Origin of the sequence: Pleurocapsa sp. PCC 7319 (genome assembly GCF_000332195.1) — a bacterium.
Classification (GTDB): domain Bacteria; phylum Cyanobacteriota; class Cyanobacteriia; order Cyanobacteriales; family Xenococcaceae; genus Waterburya.
Map to the genome: position 1 here is coordinate 72184 of NZ_KB235917.1, position 16633 is coordinate 88816.

Genomic DNA, 16633 nt, shown 5'->3' on the forward strand with positions numbered 1-16633 from the left:
TTTCCTCAACTTCTTCACATTCCTAACCTCAGTCTGGCTTCTCGCTGAATTTAATAGTAATTTCGGGAATTCTACCTTGAATCATGATGCTATCGATAAACTCACGCTTATTTTAGGCTACTATAATCTAAAATTTTTAGTCAACGGCAAGAGATAACTTGATGTCTTTAGCCATCTCTTCATAAGCAAATTTGACGCAAGAATCTATACCTTTATAGGTGAAATGTTTTCGTAATGTTTTTACATCAAACGAAAACGTATTTTACAGTTCCTTGGAATTTTGCATATTGTAAGATAAAACTTTCTTTTCAAACTCGTGTCCTGCATTGCCTACTACTTCAATGCTGTGGTCGTAATCTTTATGACCGAAATATGTATTGCAATTCCAGCTATGGCGAACTATTACCCCGTCATTAAAAGCATATTCAGCAAATCCGCGATCGCTATCATCATCAGTTTTTGGCTTTTCTACTACTTTCAAATTTGAATTGCTCTCTGAATTTGAATTAAAATTACGAGCTGCATCTATATAGTTTTCGATTTTTTTCATGGGATTAAATAATTTGGACTGTGTTTGTTTGGTTCAGAGTGAATTAAATTTTTAGTAGTTCTCTCAACTCTTCTACATTCTTAACTTCATCCCAATCAACGTCCATATTTTGCAGCAAATCGATCGCAACACCAATAAGATGCTGCGGATAAACTCTCTCTGAGGGTGGTACTGGATCGGAGTTGTTGTTTCGCACAGTGCTGGCGGTATCTGTAAGCCATGCCTTTTGGTCTTTTCTGATTTTGATATTCACCGTAACCAACTGTTCCTTTGCCTTAGTTTTTTTGACTACTTTAGCTTTGGATTTTGTAGTTTTGGCAGGTTTAGCTTTGGTTTTTTTGACTTCAGGCTCGGTTTTAGGTTCTGGTGTTTGTTCTGGTGGTTTGCTGGGTTCTGGTTGAGTTTTTTTGATGCCAGAAAAGTTACCTAGTTTCATGCCCTTCATTCTGTCGCTCATTTCCATAACCTCATACATTCTTTAGCCAGTGATTGATAGGCTTTTGCCCCAGGCGATCGCGGTGCATAGTCGGTCACGGGTATCTGTTGGGCGATCGCTTCAGCGACGGAGATGTTTTCTGGTACGAGGGTTTTAAACAGGGTATAGCCTGATTCTGCTGCTGCTTCAGTTAGTAAGTTATCGGCTTCTCTAGTGATGACTAATTTAGAGCGATATCTGACTCTAGCAACATCGATGGGGACATCGGGACGTTCTCCTTTGATTAGCTGTAATGCCTCGGATAATCCTTTTAATACGGCAGGTTCACAGATGACGGGCATCAATACGCGATCGCTTGCCAAGATCGCCTGTACCGAGGCGATACCCAAACCAGGGGAACAGTCCATCAAACAAACATCAAAGTCTTTTAGTTTATTCAGTGCAGGGGTAAATAGATCCGAGTCAGCATCTAACTGAAACATCCCTATGTCTCCAGGTATCAACCAGAGATTTTTCGTACTGGTTGCCAATGGTTGCACTTCTCCATCACTCAACCAATTCATTGCTGTAGGTGCATCACCATCTAAACCCAAACCAAAACTCAGAGTTCTTTGTCCATCTAAATCAATCAACAATACTTTTCTCTTCGAGGTAGCCAAACTTGCACCTAGATTAAGGGTAGTGGTACTTTTCCCTGTACCGCCCTTGAAATTAAAAACGGCGATTTTCAACATATCCTTTTGAAAGGTCTAATACCTTACTACGTTAATACCTTATTCCCTTATTACGTTAATCATTTAAACCTATCAACCCATTAACGTCTAAAAGCTTAATAGTTTGTTAGGTTAATAATCTAATACCTTAAAAGGTTAAACAGTTAATACCAATAAACCTTAAACCTATAAACGTCTAATACCTTTAAGAGTTAAAAAGTTAATAGGTTAAAACCATATTGAAGCTCAACTAGCACAGTATCTAGCACCCACAGCAGTAGTAAAGATAATCAAGTAAATTTTATTTTGAAGCTCAAGTGTAGTCTTGCTTGTTTATTCACCTTCATCACTTCAGCTCACACCTACTTTTAACCACTGCCTAAAAATATCGCTTCTACTTTTGCCCTCACAAGGCGATTACATTCTAAGTAACTCGTGAAGCTACAAAATTAATCATGTCGTTTCGGGGTGTTTCTGGGGTTCGGTAGCGAATTCTGTGATGTGGGTCATAAAAATTTATTTGGCGTGTACATATTATGTATGTAAGAAAAAAACTTTTTTTTAATAAATTCGTTACTATGACACAGAATTCTGCACCTACTAACTGCATCCGTCCTGACGAGCTTATGTCTGAACTAGGTATTAAAAAAGATGCCTACTACAAAGACTTAAACTATCTAGATATCACTCCAGAGAAAGATTCTGAAGGTAAGGCTTATCTGACAAATGAACAAGCAGATGAAATTAGAGCTTTAAGAAATCACGTTAGCCAGACAGGAAAGCGTAACGGATTTAGTAATAATTCAATTGTCAAAGTTGATGATAGTAATGAAATGGTTTCTAATAATATAGAATCTCAAAATGATATCTATGTTAACGCTGAAGAACCTACCGCCAAAGTTGAATCAAACATAGTCAGAGAAGCCGAAGAATTAGCTGCCCGTGGCATGGCTATGAACGACCTGATTAAAATTCAGTTGGCGAGTCAAATGAGCTTTGATGATTTATCCCCCGACTTACAGGAGAAAGTAAACATTGCTCATGAGGTGGCTAACCCAAAGTTTCGTCCAGCAGACATCGCGACTCAACTTCTGAATCAACACCGCAGTCAAAAAGCACAAGCCGAAGTGTAAGTTTCAAAGATAATGATTCTTTCGATAATGTAGTCAATGCGATCGCTGCTGGAAATTCTGTAATTGTTCTAGGTGAAGCTGGTTCAGGTAAAACTGATTTTGCTAAGACTCTTCATGATGAAATGCTAGGGGAGTATCAATCAGCGATTGGCTCCGCCAGTGCGCGTTGCGCAATCGCTACTTACAAGGGTTCAATTAAGAAATTCTTTATGGCGATTGGCTTTGCCAGTGCGCGGAGCGCAATCGCCATGCAGCTTGGTTGTCCGACAGAGGATGACCGAGATAAACCCATGACTGTTGATGCTCTCAAAGAAGAGATTTTTGTTAACAGTAATGAAAATACTCTGCTCATCTTCCCCGAAGCTAAACGGTTGACTACCTCTATTAGATATTGGTTGGAAGACATGATTAGTGCAGGGGCGAGAGTTGTCTGCTTTGCTGTGGCTAATCCTGGGCGAGATATCTTTCTCGATATGTTGGAGATTGAATTGGATTTACCAAGCGATCGTCATATTAGAGAAGTGATGGAAGCAGAGGCACAGAAACAGGGATTAAAGATTGATAAATCTCGTCTGGCAGAACTGCAACCCCTAGCAGGACGTAACCCCATGTTAGCCAGGAAAATCATCAAGAATGAAGCCCTCGGACTGAAGCAGGACAAACCCGAACATACTCAGTATGTTGTGATTATGCCCATAATCCTTGCCTGTCTGATGAGCTTCGGTATTGTCCGATTTATTGGCATGGGTACGGGTAATAAATCTCTCTATATCTTTGGTGGTGTTAGTTTGGTTACTGGTATGACTCTTAAGCAATTAGGTAGTATCAAAGGTGCAAGAAAAAGGTTAGGACAGTAAGTTAATAGAATGAGATCTACGAAAACCATTCTGATTGAGATCCAAACTGTGCAAATATCTCTTTCCCCGTCATATTCTTAGTTTCATTGGCAAAAGAGTAATATTCGGGTTTTTCGTCGATAAAAACCTGATGCTCTAAAACTAGGTCGGATTCATTATCGAAAATCCCTGCTGGTATGTAGTATTGATTATTTTGTTTGTACCGATAAAATAAATGGCTACCACACTGCTTACAAAATCCTCGTTCTGCCCATTCTGAGGATTGATAAAGCCCGATATTTTCTTCGCCTGAGAAACTAACATCACTGCTACATTCAACTGCCATCAAAGCTCCTCCACCCCATTTACGACACATATTACAGTGACAAGCTGCAACATGAGGGTTCATGCTGGTGGTAGAAAGGCTTACCGCTCCACACAGGCAACTACCTTTGGCAACACTTAGTTCAGACATATTCTTCTCTCCTTTGGGGTAAGTGTTCTATTTACCCTGCTGAGATCGTTATATCGCTTGTGAGCTTAGTAACTGACAATCCGTAACAAACACTTAAGACTGGTGATTGACTACCGCTACCAATTACCGCTTATGATGGCAATTACTCATTGTTCAATAGCAGCAGCAGGAACATCTTTAATCTTGGGAACTGGCCAACCTCTACCGTTAGGTTTGGCTATCCTTGGCTCACAGATTCCTGATATTGACACCACTACTTCAACCATTGGTAAAATCTTCTATCCCATTAGCTCTTGGATAGAGGATCGTTTTCCCCATCGTTCCGTTACTCATTCTCTTCTGGCTACGGCGGCTATTACGGCAGTAAGTCTGGGGGCTAACTATTTCTTCCTGCATGGCAGTCTTAAAGCAGTGATCGCTCTGCCTTTGGGTCATCTCCTCGCCTGTTTCTCCGATACCTTCACCAAACAAGGAGTACAGTTATTTTATCCTGAGCCTGTCTGGGCAATTAGTGTAAGTAATCCTCGACGAAGGCTTAAAACTGGTGGTGCTGGTGAATTATGGGTTTTAGGTATTGCGATCACTCTCCTAACTTTAGGAATTTATCTAGCCAACGGTGGAGGGATAACTCAGAAAGTCAGTCAGAATTTAGGTTTGAGAGATGGCATAGTCAGAATCTATAGAACCCATTTGGGATCTACGCGATCGCTAGTCTTTTGAGCATCAGTCTGACAAAACAAAGATTAATCTTGGTGGTGGCATGATCGAGAGTTCTTTCAAAATTTTTGACCAAGCTTTTACATCTTTCCATCCAAGAGTTAGTTCTTTCTATTACCCATCTGGCTTTAACTGGGGGAGAGCCGAGATACGTGTAAAATAGTGCAAGATAACCCTCAAAAACTTGCTCTGCATAAGTTTCATAAACATGAAAACTTAAAACCTATAATGTCCAATTACCCCCATCAGGAAGAGTCGTATCGCATAAAATAGCACCAGCAATTCTAGGGTTATCAATTCCTCCAGGGAGATCTATTTTGGATTTACTTAAATCTACACCAGTTAAATTTGCTCCAACCAAATAAGGAGGTCCAAAAACTGCTCCTTGAACACAAGCATCAGTCAAATCAGCATTCCTAAAAGCACATTCTTGAAGATGAGCTTTTCTAAAATTGGCTTCGATCAAAATAGCATTATTGAACCCGCTCTCATCTAAAATAGCATTACTTAAATCTGCATTACTCAAGTTAGCCCCTTCCCATCCAGTCAGAGAAAGATCGGCATTACTCAAATTGATTCCTCTAAGATCGCAATCACTAAAATCGAGTTCTCGTAAAGAGACCCCAGAAAAATCTCTTTCCCCAGCAGCATACCTTTCAAGCAATTCTTCAGCAGTCATGATGCAATTCTCTTGTTTCTATCTTTTATTTATTTGCCCTAATCAGTCCAAAAACTCTCAAATCTAGAAGGATTTAGTTGAGTGTAACGAACGGTATGCTGAATATTTCGATGTCCCAAATAATCCTGAATCGCTCTGGTATCATGTCCGTTGGTTGCCAGATAGTAACCACAGGAATGACGCAGCTGATGGGGATGCACTCGACCTTCAATTCCCGCCAATCTTCCTGCCCTAGCAATAATATGACGAATCGAACGAGTAGACAGAGGTGCTTTGCGCTCGGAGACAAAGACATACTGGGTGTCGGGATAATCTCTCTTTAACTGTCTTAAAGCTCTTAACTCAGGAGAACGAAGGGGATGTACGCTATGATGACCGTGTTTGACTCTTTGAACCTCTAGATAGCCAGAAACTAGGTCTACTCTCGACCATTTAAGAGCTACTAATTCTGCCGTCCGCAGACCGTGACGAAACATTAACAGAATCATTGCAGCATCCCTTACTCTATTCCTACCGAAACTCTTGGCAGCTTTTATCAAAGCTTTGACCTCTGACGGACGCAAATATTCCCTTTCTCCCTTCGAGGGCTGTTTGATTGGAGGGAGATTTTTTAACTTTGCCGAAAAAGAACCTGGAGCAGTTATTTGTAGCATAGGTAAACACCTCATGCTGCGGTCTATGCCTTAATGATACTTTGCCGAGAATGATGTCTTTTAGGCAAAGTAATGTTTCGTAGCACGAATAAAGGTCAAATCAATGCTGTAATCTCAATTTAAGTTAGTTGAGTTTATCTGTGGAGGCGATCGCTATTACCGTAATTAGTCGAACTGCCTATCCTCAGTTCAAGCGTTATCCATCTAACAAAGAACTCCACGAACTTTACACCCCAACAGTTGAAGAAATAAAGTTTGTCACCAGTCGCACCAGAAGTAAAACGGGTTTCTTGGGATTAATGGTAATGCTCAAATCCTTTCAAAGATTGGGCTATTTCACTCATCCAGAATTAGTACCCCAGCCAATTATTATTCACCTCCGCACCTGTCTTCGGCTAAATTACCAAGTCTCTCCCGTTCCTTCTCTACGGTCGATTCGCTACTATCAAGAAGCCATTAGAGAATATCTGAATATCAGTCCCTACAATAATCGGGGTCAGGAATTAGCAGCGATTGCGATTAGGGATGCAGCTTTTGTTAGAGATCATCCCGCAGATTTAATTAACGTCGCCATTGAAGAGTTGGTGAGACAACGCTATGAATTGCCAGCCTTCAGCACTCTCGACCGTTTAGCCTGTCATATTCGCTCGATTGTAAATACTCGTCTGTTCAAGCGGGTAGCCCGCAAATTATCCCCCACTGACAGGCAGAATATAGATGGCTTGCTAGTTCCCGATTCAGTTGAGAATACTAATGCCAATCTTAATCTCCTTAAATCTCCTCCCAAAAGTCACAAACTCAAGTACATCAAAGAACTACAGGATAAGTTCGATACCATGATGCTGATAGGAGATGCCCAGAAATTACTCTCATTTATCCCCGCTACCAAAGTTAAATCCTTCGCTGCGATTATATTGACCCTTTATTCGATGATGTGGCGGAATGGAAGTTAATCCAGACCCACTGGCAAGATCTAATGCGGGTGGTACTGTCGATTAAAGCGGGAAAACTTTTACCTTCAACTGTTTTAAGGAAGTTGGGTAGTTATAGTCGGAAGAACAGGTTGTATCAGGCTTTTCGAGCTTTAGGTAAAGTTATACGTACTATGTATCTGCTGCGATTTATTTCCGATCGCGCTTTGCGTCGAGAGGTTAATGCCTGTACTAATATCGTTGAGAGCTATCATCATTTCTTGGACTGGCTGTTCTTTGGCAAAGATGGCGTAATTACAGACAATGACCCCGTAGAACAAGAAAAGCGGTTGAAGTATTTAGATTTGGTGGCTAGTGCGGTAATTCTCCAGAATACGGTAGATATGACTGGTGTAATTCGTTCTTTGAGTGCAGAGGGATTTAAGATTAATCGTCGGATGTTGGCAACTATGAGTCCTTATACCAACCGCAATCTCAAACGGTACGGGGATTACGTGGTGGATTTGAAGAACATTCCCCAACCATTTGAGGGGGCGATTAACCTGCCAGTAGATATTTTTGAAAGTCAGTCAGAGTAAGCTTTTGAGGGAGATGTTGCACTATTTTACATGTATCTCGGCTCTCCCCCATGTCGAGAAGGCGATCGCATCCTTAGACGAAGCCAAACTTAACTATCAAAAACAACAGTACGAACACTCATTGAAAGTATCAGACTATCAAACCCTAATGCAGAAGCAGCAGGAGCAAATAAACTCTCTACAAACTCAGCTAGATAAAGTTGATGAGGAACTGGAGCAGTTGACTAGTGTTTATTCTCCCTATCGTGGGAAGGTTCGACGGGTGAAGATTCTCGGACAGAACGAGGGTCGTATTACTGCTGAGGTGACTTTAGATATTAGGGATGGGAGGTAGAGCAATAAGAACTTACCCTAAACCAATAAGATAATCAAAATTACCCTCTCCGACATTCTGTCTTAAAGTCTGCATAATCTGAGTTCCATTGTCATAAGGTCCTTCAATAAAATAAGGCTTACCCTGGCGACCAAAGGTTAATTTGGGCTGACCATTCCAAGAGCCTAAATGATTTTTGGTTTTTTGAAAATCTTTATGAGGCTTCAATCCTAACGACTTAGCATAATCGATCGCACCATAGACAATTGCCTGTGCTTGCTCCAAGGCGATCTCTTGATAACCGTCGGGGAATCCTCGATAAACCGTTTTCAGGAATTGTTGGTATTTAATGTCATTGAGTTTCTTCTCGACCATCGTATCTTTTAACCCCAGACACCAATAATCAACCATGTAGGTGCAAACTACAAACCGCTTAAAGCCTGTGGTTCTCGCTACTAAAACGATTCCCAATCCACCCATACCACTCTCATCAAGAGTTGGCTCCTCTAATAATAACTCGGCACATTTAGTATTAACCAAACATTGAGCCACTGGGGCTAATTCTCCAGTTGATGCTCTGGCTATGGCAGTTTTTTCCGCACTTGCTTTGATTACAGAGTTAACTTGAGACACTTTCAGACCCAACTTACGGGCAATTTGCTTCGAGGTTAAACGTTTGTCCCGTAAAACAAGAATTTCTGACTCAAGATCTGAAGTCATAGTCATGGGTGATGCGCTAGTGTACAAAAATACTTAATAAGAACATTATTATGCTCTGGGACAATTCCTAAGCCAAAGCATTAATACTTATTAATAATAGATTTAATTAGCAACAAGCAAAGAATTTAAGATGTCAGATAGTTATCAAGAGTACGAACTAGCTTGTCAACAGGAGAGAGAGCGCAATAGTCAATTACTAGAACAGTTTGCTACCTGGTTAAAAGCCAAACAACTGACACAGAAAACAATTAACAATCACCTTACTAACGTTGATTTTTATATCAATGAATTCCTCTTATATGAATATCCCATTACTGAAGCATCTGAAGGAATAACGAGCGTTGATATGTACTTCGGCTATTGGTTTATCAAAAAAGCGATGTGGGCAAGTGCTTCATCGATCAAGAGTAATGCAGCCAGTTTGAAAAAATTTTACAGTTTTCTCCACGAACAGGGTCTAATCTCCGCAGAAGACTGGGCGGATTTGAAGGAAACAATTAAAGATAATATGTCAGAGTGGCAAGCTACCTTAAGACGTTATGATGACCCTGACATTGAGGACATGGAAGAGGTTTGGGGATATTAGAAAATTTTCTTAAAACAACAACACTCAAGCTAGACTCACCCCAAAGTCTTGTTGGGGCTAGTCTTCGGCAGGATACCAACCCGCAGGAATTACCTCAAAATCCCAGACATCTTGGAAGACATACATCCGTTCAATTATTTCTGACGGTGGGAGAGAGCCTTTATTACCTTGAACCCAATCTTTTCTCTCAACTGTCCCCATCACTAGATAATCGTTTTTACTTAACTGAGGACTCAATGCCAAGGCTAAAAATGATTCAATTTCCTGCTTTTTGGCAATGATTAAGTCGCAGTTTACACAATACTTGCACTTCTTATTGAGTAAGAATATCTGTTTTGGCTCAACGTGAATTACTAAAGGATATTTCCTGATTTTCGTCTTGGCATCGCATTTTGGACACTTGGTAAAACCACAATCAGAGTAGGGATTGAGAAAAAACTTATGGCGTTTCTTTGGCTTCTTCCTTGATGAAGGTTGCTTCTTAGTCATTTGTCTAATTAATAAAATTATCTTGAGAGCGAGATCGCCCTAATCCAAATCAATAAACTTACTCGTACACTCACTCGGTTGAACGTGCAGATATCTTGAAGTTACCGCCAGGGAACTATGCCCTAGAGACTTCATCAACAAATCTATCCCTGCACCATTATTTAAACTATGACAAGCATGGGCATGACGCAGCCAGTGAGCCGAAGTATGGGGATTAATCCCTGCTTTCTCGACAGCTTTCTTAATCAATCGATGGATGGCATGGCGGTCTAAGCGATTGCCAAACCGAGATAAAAACACCGCTTCAGTCTTCTCACTCCTGGGAAGCTGGTTTAATTCTGACCATAACTGATGAGTTATCAACAAGGTTCTAGTTTTGTGACCCTTACCAAAAATAGTTACAGTTACGCTGTCATCCGTTGGTTGAAAGTCCGACCAATTCAAACCTACTAGCTCAGAGATCCGCAAACCCAGAATATATAAGAGAATAAGTATCAGGCGATCGCGTTCATTACTAGCTGCATCGATTAAGTCTTTGACCTCTTCATTCTCCAGTATTCTTTCATTGAGGGCATCTTTAGCCTTGATCGTCTTAATCATCGAGGCGGGATTATTCCTCAGATAACCAGTTTTGACCCCAAAACCAAATAGAGATTTGATGGCTGCTAGTTTATTATTAACTGTATTCTGACTAAATCCCCGAAGCTGAAACGATTCCAACCACAACAAAATATCTTCGAGCTTCACCTCTTCTAGATCCTTCCCCGCAAAGGTGAGAAACTGGCGAGAGATAGTTATATAAGTCTTTTGAGTGGTAGGGGACTTTTGAGAAATCCATAATCTAATTAACTCTGTATCGGTGCTGGCATTAGTGAGATTGGGATAGGTATTAAGAGCCATGATAGAGCGCAACAGAATATTACTTTTGTTGTGTTGAGTCCGTGAATTAAAAAGACGAACTCAACCAGAGAAATATTATTGATTACGTTCGATTAGACTATCTACTTTGTTCTCAATTGCCATTAATCTCCTTAAGACAGTAGGCTGATTTTCATCAATACTTCCCAGCATGGCGTTTTGTCCCTCTTCAATGCGGGTTAATCTGCTGACTACATCCTCAAGAGTTTGAATTCTCTCTTCATGGTCGTTGGTAATTGCTTGAGCAGAACGAGCTAGTGATTCTACAATTGCCTCAATTCTGTCTAAGCGATCGCTACCGTTTCCGTTACTATTGGTCACTTGCTATACTCCTAATAGGATTTGAAATAAAAGGGAAGCTTCTAGATTGGTCGTCGGGAGGCTTCCCTTTAAATTTTATTATCTCACTTAAACTAGTTCGATTCGTAGTTGGCGACCCACTACCGACGCTGCCCTGGTAATAGTCTCAATACTCACTCCTGTTTTTTCAGGGTCAAGTAGTCTATCTAACTGCGCTCTAGATGTCTGCATCAGACGCGCCATCTCAGTTTTAGTCAGGTTTTGCCGTTTCATCTCCTCCGCAAGCTGACGTGCCAGTACCCGCTTAATAGCGATCGCGGTACATTTTTCGTATAGCCCCTCTTCTTCGAGAAAATCATCGAAATTAGAGCCAGTGTAAGGATTATCGTTCATATTTTTGGTGTTCCTTTTGACGTTTTACGGCTAAATCAATCTCTTTTTTTGGTGTCTTCTGGGACTTTTTCACAAACCCATGTAGCAAAATCATCTCGCCGTTGCTGATGTAGAAGATGACCCGCGCTATCTTGCCCCCTGTTATTTTACTCCGCACTTCCCACAGATCCTTATAGCCAGAAAGCGATCTACACAAAGGTAAACCAATGGGAAAGCTAAACTCTACATCCTTGATATCGCTGCCAATAATACGGCAGTCCTCGCGGTCTAAAGTCTTCAACCAGTCTTTAACTGGCTCTACGCCATTGGCAGAGCGAAAAAATCTAGCTGGTAATCTTTTCAATCTTCGCTCCTGGTTAACTGTATCTTATATGGTACGCTAATATCCGATCTAAATCGCACCCAGATCTAATTAATTGAGCCAGGGTAAAAGAACGTATATACTACTTGCTGGCAATGAAACGACTGTTTAACAGTTCTGGCTTAATAATTGGTCTAATTCTCGTCTTTATTGGTGTTCTCGGCAATCGCCAAACTATTAACAATGGCATTCAAAAGACTATCTCTAAAGTCTTTTTAAAAGATAACTATGCTGAAAAATGGCAAGTCAAACCAGGAAGTATCTATGATGGCGATACCTTTCGAGTTGTCAGAGGTAATGAAGAACTCAAAATAAGATTCTGTGGGATTGATGCCCCTGAAAAGAAAATGCCTTTAGGTGTTGAATCTCGCGACCACTTGTGATCGCTTGTAGAAATTAGCGATGGTGAAATACTTCTCGTCCCAATCGAACAGGATCGATACGGTAGAACTGTGGCGGAGCTTTATGTCAAGGATTCTCGCAGCACTGCCATTAACTTAAATGTTCAGATGGTTAGAGATGGCTATGCTTGGCACTATGAGAGGTATTCGGGTAATTGTCCAATTCGCGGTGAGTTTGCGATCGCCGAACAGTTAGCTAAAGATGAGAAACTAGGTATTTGGAATGGCAGTCATCAGAAGCCTTGGGAATGGCGGAAGGCTAATAAGTAATGCGATCGCTATTAACCTGGAGGTAGTAAATTTTGAACAATTTCAGTCCAACCTTCAGGCAGCAAATTGTTGGCAGCACTAGCAGCAGACAAAACTTTGCAAACTAGCTCGAAAACCTTTTTAACGAAGTTGACTTCATTATCATTTTTAACTTTATCTTTGTTTAAAAATATTGAACCAATGATGTTTTCAACTTCTCTTTTTATACCATCTGAACCTTGAAACTGATAGTTTTCTATGACTTCTTTTAAAGCAGTAAGTTTTTTAAGTAAGAGAAATTTTAAATCTTTATCTATATTAGAAGAGTTAATAGTTTGATACAGACCATCAATACAGGGCTATTTCATTCTAAAAAGAGAAGCAATCTGTTTTAAACTGAATTGGCATTTACGTTGTGCCTGAGCCATATTGTCAAATCCAGAATCTCGATATAAATTGAGAGCTAAGTTACGTGCGATCGCTAAAATCTGAGGTAATGGTAAGGTACGAATTCTAGATTTGTCTTCTCCTTGAGTAACATCGCGAACATAGTGAACTTTATTTTCTACACCCCAATAACCACGAATTCTTTGATAAAACTCGAAGGCTGATTCGGTCAAATCAGAGATATAGTATCTGGTACTAAACTCCGTTTTATACTTGAGTTGGCGTTCTGATTCTACTTTAATGAGCGTTTTAATACTCGACCATTTAGGCAACTTCAAATCTAAGTAAGCAGTACTAACTCTGCGTTTTTCGATTCTTCCGTGACCTTTAAAAATATTGTAAAAACTGTCATGTTCGACAAATTTCGTTTTTACAGCTTGATCTAGTTTGGGTTGATTTCCTTTGACAGCAGCAAGATAGTGATTTCCGCTATTGATAATTGTTTCAATAGTTTTTTTGTGTATTGATTGCATCAAATGCAAAAACTACCCCTTCAACGGCTAAAGCCTCAATAAATTTGGGTATTGCGGTAATTTCATTACTCTTGTTTTTAACTTTTTCTGGTCTTAGGATTAGTCCTCTTTCAACTAGGTAAGCCGTAACTAATGTGATTGCCTTGTGTGGCTCACAATGAGGGTTGTCTGACGAAAGTAAGTATGAGCCTTTTAACACTTTTCCGTCCAATGCCAAAGTCTCACCTGCTAACGGTTTGATTTCAAAAAAACTTGCTAATCTAGCTGAATACTCCTCGTAATCCAAATTTAATAATGCTCTCCTAATTGTGCTGTAAGAAGGGATTCTTCTGACTTCAAATAACTCTTTTAATTCTTCACTGTACGATTTTAGCCAATCTCCGAGCGCAAGAAAGCCTTGGTTGCCTGCTGTCACCCCCAGTGTAAACAGAGCCAAACATAATTGTAATGAATGCCTTGTTCCCTGTTTTCTTCTACGATCTGGCATTCGAGAGAATGCTTCTATTATCGCTATTTCACTCACTTTTCTAGTTTATTTACACTACCACAATTACAATATCACCTAGAATGAAATAGCCCTGGTCAGGTACAATGCTAAATATTAAATAATCTCTAAAAACAAAAACCTCGATCAGTATGTTTTAGTAGTGTTACCTCAAATTTTCGATGTGATTCAATAAATTTGGAAAACTAATCAAAAATCTAAGGTTGTTGATTTTGAAAGTTTCAAACGTCGAGCAAAGGTAAAACCAGACGAAGTAGCTTAAAGATTATATAGAGTAATGCGATCACACCAATTAAAACTTCAAGAAATAGACAGCAATATTAAGGCTAAACCTTTTGTTAAATGGGTTGGAGGCAAAACCCAACTTTTACCAGAATTAACATCGCGAATTCCTTGCAATTTCTCTAAATATTTTGAACCATTTGCGGGCGGTGGAGCATTGTTTTTCCATATGCAACCAGAGCAATCTATTCTAATTGATATCAATGAAGAACTAACCAATACTTATAGAGTAATCAAGTATCAAACTGAAGAACTAATTGCCGATTTAAAACGACACATTTACGAAAAAGACTATTATTACCAAATCAGAAACGTTGATCGAACTGATGAATACAAATCATGGTCTGATGTTCAAAGAGCTAGCCGATTAATCTATCTAAATAAAAGCTGTTTTAATGGATTGTACCGCGTCAACTCAAAGGGTGAATTTAATACTCCTATGGGAAGGTATAAAAATCCTAAAATTGTTGATGAGATTAATTTAAGAGCCTGTAGTCAAGCACTTCAAAAAGCACAGATTATTAATGGCTCATTCCTTGAGGTCGAAGAACAAGTAAATCGTGACGATTTTGTCTATTTCGATCCTCCTTATGCACCGTTAAACGCTACGTCTAACTTTACAGGATACAGTCAGAATGGATTCGATCTTCAAATGCAGTCAAGTCTAAAAAATCTTTGCGATCGCCTTGATGCTAAGGGCGTTCGATTTATGGTTTCTAACTCCAATGCTCCACTGATTCTCGATCTCTACTCTAATTACAAAATTGAGTTTGTATATGCCAATCGTGCGATTAATTCTCAAGGTGACAAACGAGGTAAAATTCCTGAAGTGATAATTTCAAACTATTAAAGGGAACAGTAGGATAGTGCGATCGCGCTCAAATCGTTTTTTAACTGAACAGTTATGACCAAATCTTCAACGCAGGGAGACACAGCCAATCAACAGGGGAGCATTCTAGAAAAGACGATTATCCCTACGTTTAAAGCAAGAAGCTTTGAGATAGTTAAACATAGTGATTGGAAGAAAAAGCCAGACAAATATGGAACTGAACTTCTTTTAAAGCACGTTCCTTACACAACCATATATGGACATCGAGGATATACCGAGTTTTTAGCCAAGTCTAAACGCTACAGTCTTAACCATAGAATTGAATGTAAGTGGCAACAGTCAAGCGGGTCAGTTGACGAGAAGTTTCCCTATCTATATCTCAACTGCATTGAAGCAATGCCCGAAACTGACATTATTATTATTGCTGGCGGTGGAGGTATGAAAGAAGGTGCGATTCCTTGGTTAAAAGAAGTAGTATCAATGCGACGCTATTTGCCTAGTGGAGCAATACAAAAGAGTATTCAGGTTTTTTCTTTAGAAGAGTTTATTCGTTGGGCAAATCAAACTCTTAAGTAGCAATTGAATAGCGATCGCAGCTAATCTATCTAAAAAAGTGGACGAACCCCCTAAAGAAAACTAGCCGACAGGCAACTTGTCAGCCCCGCCACAACAGGAAACCTGGACAGCACAACCAAGAGAACCACGACCACCACGAGCAGCCCGAACCCGCAACTCAGCAGCCCCAGAAAGGACGCGCCCAGAAGCAGAAACAAACAACGGAGCAAAACCAGGAGGAGCAGGAACAGACAACGCCAGACGACCAGCCACAGAAGCAGGACAACGAAAACAAACCCAACAACAACCAGAACGCAAACCACAGCCAGCAGAGACAAAGGAACAACCAAGGACAAACAACCGAGCCAGAACACGGTCAAACGCCACAGCAGGAACACCCGACAAAACGAAAGCACCACCAACGGACACCGCACGACGAAAACGAAGACCAAACCAACGAGAAAGCACGACAAAAAGCCCCCAAAAGGAGAAACAACGGCATCTCAAAAGCGGGGGCTACCGCGAAGGCATAGGGCAAGTGGGGCAGATATTAAAACCGCGTAGCGACGTTAGAAATTAGCCCCAACGCAGCTTGTGAAACCCTTGCCGAGCGTTCGGGGTCTGGGGTGTCCCCAGATAACAAACCGCGTAAGCGACTGCCCTTGCCCCCGCTATACTTAGATTGCTGTGTGATATTCAACGAAGTCGAAAGTGGGGAAAGCACAGCGACCGAACCCCAGAGGGGACGAAAGGGGGAAAGCAATAAAACCGCGTAGCGACAATTGAAGAGAGTTTGTTCTGTCTCTGGTGCGGTGTGGCTCGTCTCTGTGCCTGTTGTGCTTTGAGTTGTTTTTGTGGGGGGTTCGTCCCCCTTTTTTTATTTAAAATTGGCGAACGAGTATAACTCAATTAAATATCAAAATAGGTTTCTATGGGAAATAGACAAAGTGTTTTAATTATCTTTACTTAATTATTTTCAGACTTTTAATTTTGGATTTTAATCGATCAATATCTAGTGAATCAATATCTTTTAAGTGTTTCTGAAGTTCACTTCGGTACTCATCAGATATGTTTGGATCGTTAACGAAGTGTCGTGCAGAATTCCCCATC

General features: G+C 40.4%; 24 protein-coding genes and 2 pseudogenes. 11 read left to right on the forward strand and 15 right to left on the reverse strand.

Annotated features, from left to right (window positions below):
• Positions 1 to 262 precede the first annotated feature (262 nt).
• From PLEUR7319_RS0100765 to PLEUR7319_RS0100775, 3 genes are read right to left on the reverse strand one after another with little or no spacing between them, the layout of a single operon-like run.
• Complete coding sequence (locus tag PLEUR7319_RS0100765; protein ID WP_019503294.1) at positions 263 to 550, reverse strand: hypothetical protein; 288 nt, start codon at positions 548 to 550, stop codon at positions 263 to 265.
• Positions 551 to 593: 43 nt separating this feature from the next.
• On the reverse strand, positions 594 to 1007 hold the full coding sequence (locus PLEUR7319_RS38770) for a hypothetical protein (RefSeq protein WP_083892428.1): 414 nt from the start codon (positions 1005 to 1007) through the stop codon (positions 594 to 596).
• The gene (locus PLEUR7319_RS0100775) at positions 1004 to 1720 is read right to left on the reverse strand and encodes a ParA family protein (RefSeq protein WP_019503296.1); all 717 of its coding nucleotides are present in this window, start codon (positions 1718 to 1720) and stop codon (positions 1004 to 1006) included. Before PLEUR7319_RS0100775 ends, PLEUR7319_RS38770 begins: the two co-directional genes overlap by 4 nt.
• Positions 1721 to 2277: 557 nt before the next feature.
• On the opposite strand from PLEUR7319_RS0100775, the gene PLEUR7319_RS37620 reads away from it, so the two are divergent.
• Both PLEUR7319_RS37620 and PLEUR7319_RS0100785 read left to right on the forward strand, forming a co-directional pair.
• A complete protein-coding gene (locus tag PLEUR7319_RS37620) occupies positions 2278 to 2832 on the forward strand; it encodes a hypothetical protein (RefSeq protein WP_019503297.1) in 555 nt (184 codons plus the stop codon).
• A 122-nt stretch (positions 2833 to 2954) separates the two neighbouring features.
• Positions 2955 to 3689: a hypothetical protein gene (locus tag PLEUR7319_RS0100785; RefSeq protein WP_019503298.1), complete on the forward strand. Its 735-nt coding sequence runs from the start codon at positions 2955 to 2957 to the stop codon at positions 3687 to 3689.
• A gap of 16 nt (positions 3690 to 3705) precedes the next feature.
• Here the strand turns inward: PLEUR7319_RS0100785 and PLEUR7319_RS0100790 are convergent, their stop codons facing one another.
• The gene (locus PLEUR7319_RS0100790; RefSeq protein WP_019503299.1) at positions 3706 to 4143 is read right to left on the reverse strand and encodes a GFA family protein; all 438 of its coding nucleotides are present in this window, start codon (positions 4141 to 4143) and stop codon (positions 3706 to 3708) included.
• Positions 4144 to 4275: 132 nt separating this feature from the next.
• Between PLEUR7319_RS0100790 and PLEUR7319_RS33675 the strand changes: the two genes are divergently transcribed.
• Positions 4276 to 4863: a metal-dependent hydrolase gene (locus PLEUR7319_RS33675; protein WP_237743491.1), complete on the forward strand. Its 588-nt coding sequence runs from the start codon at positions 4276 to 4278 to the stop codon at positions 4861 to 4863.
• Here the strand turns inward: PLEUR7319_RS33675 and PLEUR7319_RS43325 are convergent.
• The 3 genes and pseudogenes from PLEUR7319_RS43325 to PLEUR7319_RS0100805 all read right to left on the reverse strand — a co-directional run.
• A pseudogene (locus PLEUR7319_RS43325) lies at positions 4841 to 5005 on the reverse strand (IS5/IS1182 family transposase); the annotation flags it as partial. The gene PLEUR7319_RS33675 and the pseudogene PLEUR7319_RS43325 overlap by 23 nt on opposite strands.
• Before the next feature lie 78 nt (positions 5006 to 5083).
• Positions 5084 to 5539 carry a pentapeptide repeat-containing protein gene (locus tag PLEUR7319_RS33680; RefSeq protein ID WP_019503301.1) on the reverse strand — a complete coding sequence of 152 codons (456 nt, stop codon included), beginning with the start codon at positions 5537 to 5539 and terminating at the stop codon, positions 5084 to 5086.
• Between the two features lie 38 nt (positions 5540 to 5577).
• Positions 5578 to 6192 (reverse strand): tyrosine-type recombinase/integrase, encoded by a 615-nt coding sequence (locus PLEUR7319_RS0100805; protein WP_019503302.1) that lies wholly within the window; start codon positions 6190 to 6192, stop codon positions 5578 to 5580.
• Positions 6193 to 6320: 128 nt separating this feature from the next.
• On the opposite strand from PLEUR7319_RS0100805, the gene PLEUR7319_RS41775 reads away from it, so the two are divergent.
• Genes PLEUR7319_RS41775 through PLEUR7319_RS0100820 form a run of 3 tightly spaced genes read left to right on the forward strand, consistent with a single transcriptional unit; the run spans position 6321 to position 8036 of the window.
• Complete coding sequence (locus PLEUR7319_RS41775; protein ID WP_036798188.1) at positions 6321 to 7145, forward strand: DUF4158 domain-containing protein; 825 nt, start codon at positions 6321 to 6323, stop codon at positions 7143 to 7145.
• Positions 7127 to 7702: a Tn3 family transposase gene (locus tag PLEUR7319_RS41780; RefSeq protein WP_071592894.1), complete on the forward strand. Its 576-nt coding sequence runs from the start codon at positions 7127 to 7129 to the stop codon at positions 7700 to 7702. The genes PLEUR7319_RS41775 and PLEUR7319_RS41780 overlap by 19 nt, the downstream gene beginning before the upstream one ends.
• Before the next feature lie 13 nt (positions 7703 to 7715).
• Positions 7716 to 8036 carry a hypothetical protein gene (locus tag PLEUR7319_RS0100820; RefSeq protein ID WP_019503303.1) on the forward strand — a complete coding sequence of 107 codons (321 nt, stop codon included), beginning with the start codon at positions 7716 to 7718 and terminating at the stop codon, positions 8034 to 8036.
• 12 nt (positions 8037 to 8048) lie between these two features.
• Here the strand turns inward: PLEUR7319_RS0100820 and PLEUR7319_RS0100825 are convergent, their stop codons facing one another.
• On the reverse strand, positions 8049 to 8735 hold the full coding sequence (locus PLEUR7319_RS0100825) for a hypothetical protein (RefSeq protein WP_019503304.1): 687 nt from the start codon (positions 8733 to 8735) through the stop codon (positions 8049 to 8051).
• A gap of 130 nt (positions 8736 to 8865) precedes the next feature.
• Between PLEUR7319_RS0100825 and PLEUR7319_RS0100830 the strand changes: the two genes are divergently transcribed.
• Positions 8866 to 9321 (forward strand): hypothetical protein, encoded by a 456-nt coding sequence (locus PLEUR7319_RS0100830; RefSeq protein ID WP_019503305.1) that lies wholly within the window; start codon positions 8866 to 8868, stop codon positions 9319 to 9321.
• Between the two features lie 57 nt (positions 9322 to 9378).
• On the opposite strand, the gene PLEUR7319_RS0100835 is transcribed toward PLEUR7319_RS0100830, so the two are convergent.
• The 5 genes from PLEUR7319_RS0100835 to PLEUR7319_RS0100855 form a co-directional block, all read right to left on the reverse strand.
• Positions 9379 to 9810 (reverse strand): hypothetical protein, encoded by a 432-nt coding sequence (locus tag PLEUR7319_RS0100835; protein WP_019503306.1) that lies wholly within the window; start codon positions 9808 to 9810, stop codon positions 9379 to 9381.
• Between the two features lie 39 nt (positions 9811 to 9849).
• Entirely contained in the window at positions 9850 to 10710 is an 861-nt protein-coding gene (locus tag PLEUR7319_RS0100840; protein WP_019503307.1) for a tyrosine-type recombinase/integrase, read from the reverse strand.
• 75 nt (positions 10711 to 10785) lie between these two features.
• Positions 10786 to 11049, reverse strand: a complete 264-nt coding sequence (locus tag PLEUR7319_RS0100845) for a hypothetical protein (protein WP_019503308.1) — start codon at positions 11047 to 11049, stop codon at positions 10786 to 10788.
• Positions 11050 to 11136: 87 nt separating this feature from the next.
• Positions 11137 to 11421 carry an XRE family transcriptional regulator gene (locus tag PLEUR7319_RS0100850; protein WP_019503309.1) on the reverse strand — a complete coding sequence of 95 codons (285 nt, stop codon included), beginning with the start codon at positions 11419 to 11421 and terminating at the stop codon, positions 11137 to 11139.
• Positions 11411 to 11764 carry a type II toxin-antitoxin system RelE/ParE family toxin gene (locus PLEUR7319_RS0100855; protein ID WP_019503310.1) on the reverse strand — a complete coding sequence of 118 codons (354 nt, stop codon included), beginning with the start codon at positions 11762 to 11764 and terminating at the stop codon, positions 11411 to 11413. Before PLEUR7319_RS0100855 ends, PLEUR7319_RS0100850 begins: the two co-directional genes overlap by 11 nt.
• Positions 11765 to 11877: 113 nt before the next feature.
• Here PLEUR7319_RS0100855 and PLEUR7319_RS41785 point away from each other — a divergent pair, with 113 nt between their 5' ends.
• Positions 11878 to 12165 (forward strand): thermonuclease family protein, encoded by a 288-nt coding sequence (locus PLEUR7319_RS41785; RefSeq protein WP_019503311.1) that lies wholly within the window; start codon positions 11878 to 11880, stop codon positions 12163 to 12165.
• A gap of 27 nt (positions 12166 to 12192) precedes the next feature.
• Entirely contained in the window at positions 12193 to 12453 is a 261-nt protein-coding gene (locus tag PLEUR7319_RS41790; RefSeq protein ID WP_371265360.1) for a thermonuclease family protein, read from the forward strand.
• Between the two features lie 338 nt (positions 12454 to 12791).
• On the opposite strand, the pseudogene PLEUR7319_RS43330 reads toward PLEUR7319_RS41790, so the two are convergent.
• Positions 12792 to 13839, reverse strand: a pseudogene (locus tag PLEUR7319_RS43330) (ISAs1 family transposase).
• Between the two features lie 295 nt (positions 13840 to 14134).
• On the opposite strand from PLEUR7319_RS43330, the gene PLEUR7319_RS0100880 reads away from it, so the two are divergent.
• Together PLEUR7319_RS0100880 and PLEUR7319_RS0100885 are read left to right on the forward strand one after the other, a co-directional pair.
• A complete protein-coding gene (locus tag PLEUR7319_RS0100880; protein ID WP_019503313.1) occupies positions 14135 to 14989 on the forward strand; it encodes a DNA adenine methylase in 855 nt (284 codons plus the stop codon).
• A gap of 54 nt (positions 14990 to 15043) precedes the next feature.
• Entirely contained in the window at positions 15044 to 15544 is a 501-nt protein-coding gene (locus PLEUR7319_RS0100885) for a PD-(D/E)XK nuclease superfamily protein (RefSeq protein WP_019503314.1), read from the forward strand.
• Between the two features lie 60 nt (positions 15545 to 15604).
• On the opposite strand, the gene PLEUR7319_RS0100890 is transcribed toward PLEUR7319_RS0100885, so the two are convergent.
• Positions 15605 to 15991, reverse strand: coding sequence for a hypothetical protein (locus tag PLEUR7319_RS0100890; protein ID WP_019503315.1), 387 nt, complete (start codon positions 15989 to 15991; stop codon positions 15605 to 15607).
• Between the last annotated feature and the right edge of the window lie 642 nt (positions 15992 to 16633).

Bases quoted from the DNA above. Each gene is read 5' to 3' on its own strand.
- PLEUR7319_RS0100805 (WP_019503302.1), bottom strand. From the start codon at position 6,192: ATGCTACAAATAACTGCTCCAGGTTCTTTTTCGGCAAAGTTAAAAAAT.
- PLEUR7319_RS0100785 (WP_019503298.1), top strand. From the start codon at position 2,955: ATGCTAGGGGAGTATCAATCAGCGATTGGCTCCGCCAGTGCGCGTTGC.
- PLEUR7319_RS0100825 (WP_019503304.1), bottom strand. From the start codon at position 8,735: ATGACTTCAGATCTTGAGTCAGAAATTCTTGTTTTACGGGACAAACGT.
- PLEUR7319_RS0100775 (WP_019503296.1), bottom strand. From the start codon at position 1,720: ATGTTGAAAATCGCCGTTTTTAATTTCAAGGGCGGTACAGGGAAAAGT.
- PLEUR7319_RS0100880 (WP_019503313.1), top strand. From the start codon at position 14,135: ATGCGATCACACCAATTAAAACTTCAAGAAATAGACAGCAATATTAAG.
- PLEUR7319_RS0100790 (WP_019503299.1), bottom strand. From the start codon at position 4,143: ATGTCTGAACTAAGTGTTGCCAAAGGTAGTTGCCTGTGTGGAGCGGTA.
- PLEUR7319_RS0100850 (WP_019503309.1), bottom strand. From the start codon at position 11,421: ATGAACGATAATCCTTACACTGGCTCTAATTTCGATGATTTTCTCGAA.
- PLEUR7319_RS37620 (WP_019503297.1), top strand. From the start codon at position 2,278: ATGACACAGAATTCTGCACCTACTAACTGCATCCGTCCTGACGAGCTT.
- PLEUR7319_RS41785 (WP_019503311.1), top strand. From the start codon at position 11,878: ATGAAACGACTGTTTAACAGTTCTGGCTTAATAATTGGTCTAATTCTC.
- PLEUR7319_RS0100835 (WP_019503306.1), bottom strand. From the start codon at position 9,810: ATGACTAAGAAGCAACCTTCATCAAGGAAGAAGCCAAAGAAACGCCAT.
- PLEUR7319_RS38770 (WP_083892428.1), bottom strand. From the start codon at position 1,007: ATGAGCGACAGAATGAAGGGCATGAAACTAGGTAACTTTTCTGGCATC.
- PLEUR7319_RS0100885 (WP_019503314.1), top strand. From the start codon at position 15,044: ATGACCAAATCTTCAACGCAGGGAGACACAGCCAATCAACAGGGGAGC.
- PLEUR7319_RS33675 (WP_237743491.1), top strand. From the start codon at position 4,276: ATGATGGCAATTACTCATTGTTCAATAGCAGCAGCAGGAACATCTTTA.
- PLEUR7319_RS0100830 (WP_019503305.1), top strand. From the start codon at position 8,866: ATGTCAGATAGTTATCAAGAGTACGAACTAGCTTGTCAACAGGAGAGA.
- PLEUR7319_RS33680 (WP_019503301.1), bottom strand. From the start codon at position 5,539: ATGACTGCTGAAGAATTGCTTGAAAGGTATGCTGCTGGGGAAAGAGAT.
- PLEUR7319_RS0100820 (WP_019503303.1), top strand. From the start codon at position 7,716: ATGTTGCACTATTTTACATGTATCTCGGCTCTCCCCCATGTCGAGAAG.
- PLEUR7319_RS0100840 (WP_019503307.1), bottom strand. From the start codon at position 10,710: ATGGCTCTTAATACCTATCCCAATCTCACTAATGCCAGCACCGATACA.
- PLEUR7319_RS0100765 (WP_019503294.1), bottom strand. From the start codon at position 550: ATGAAAAAAATCGAAAACTATATAGATGCAGCTCGTAATTTTAATTCA.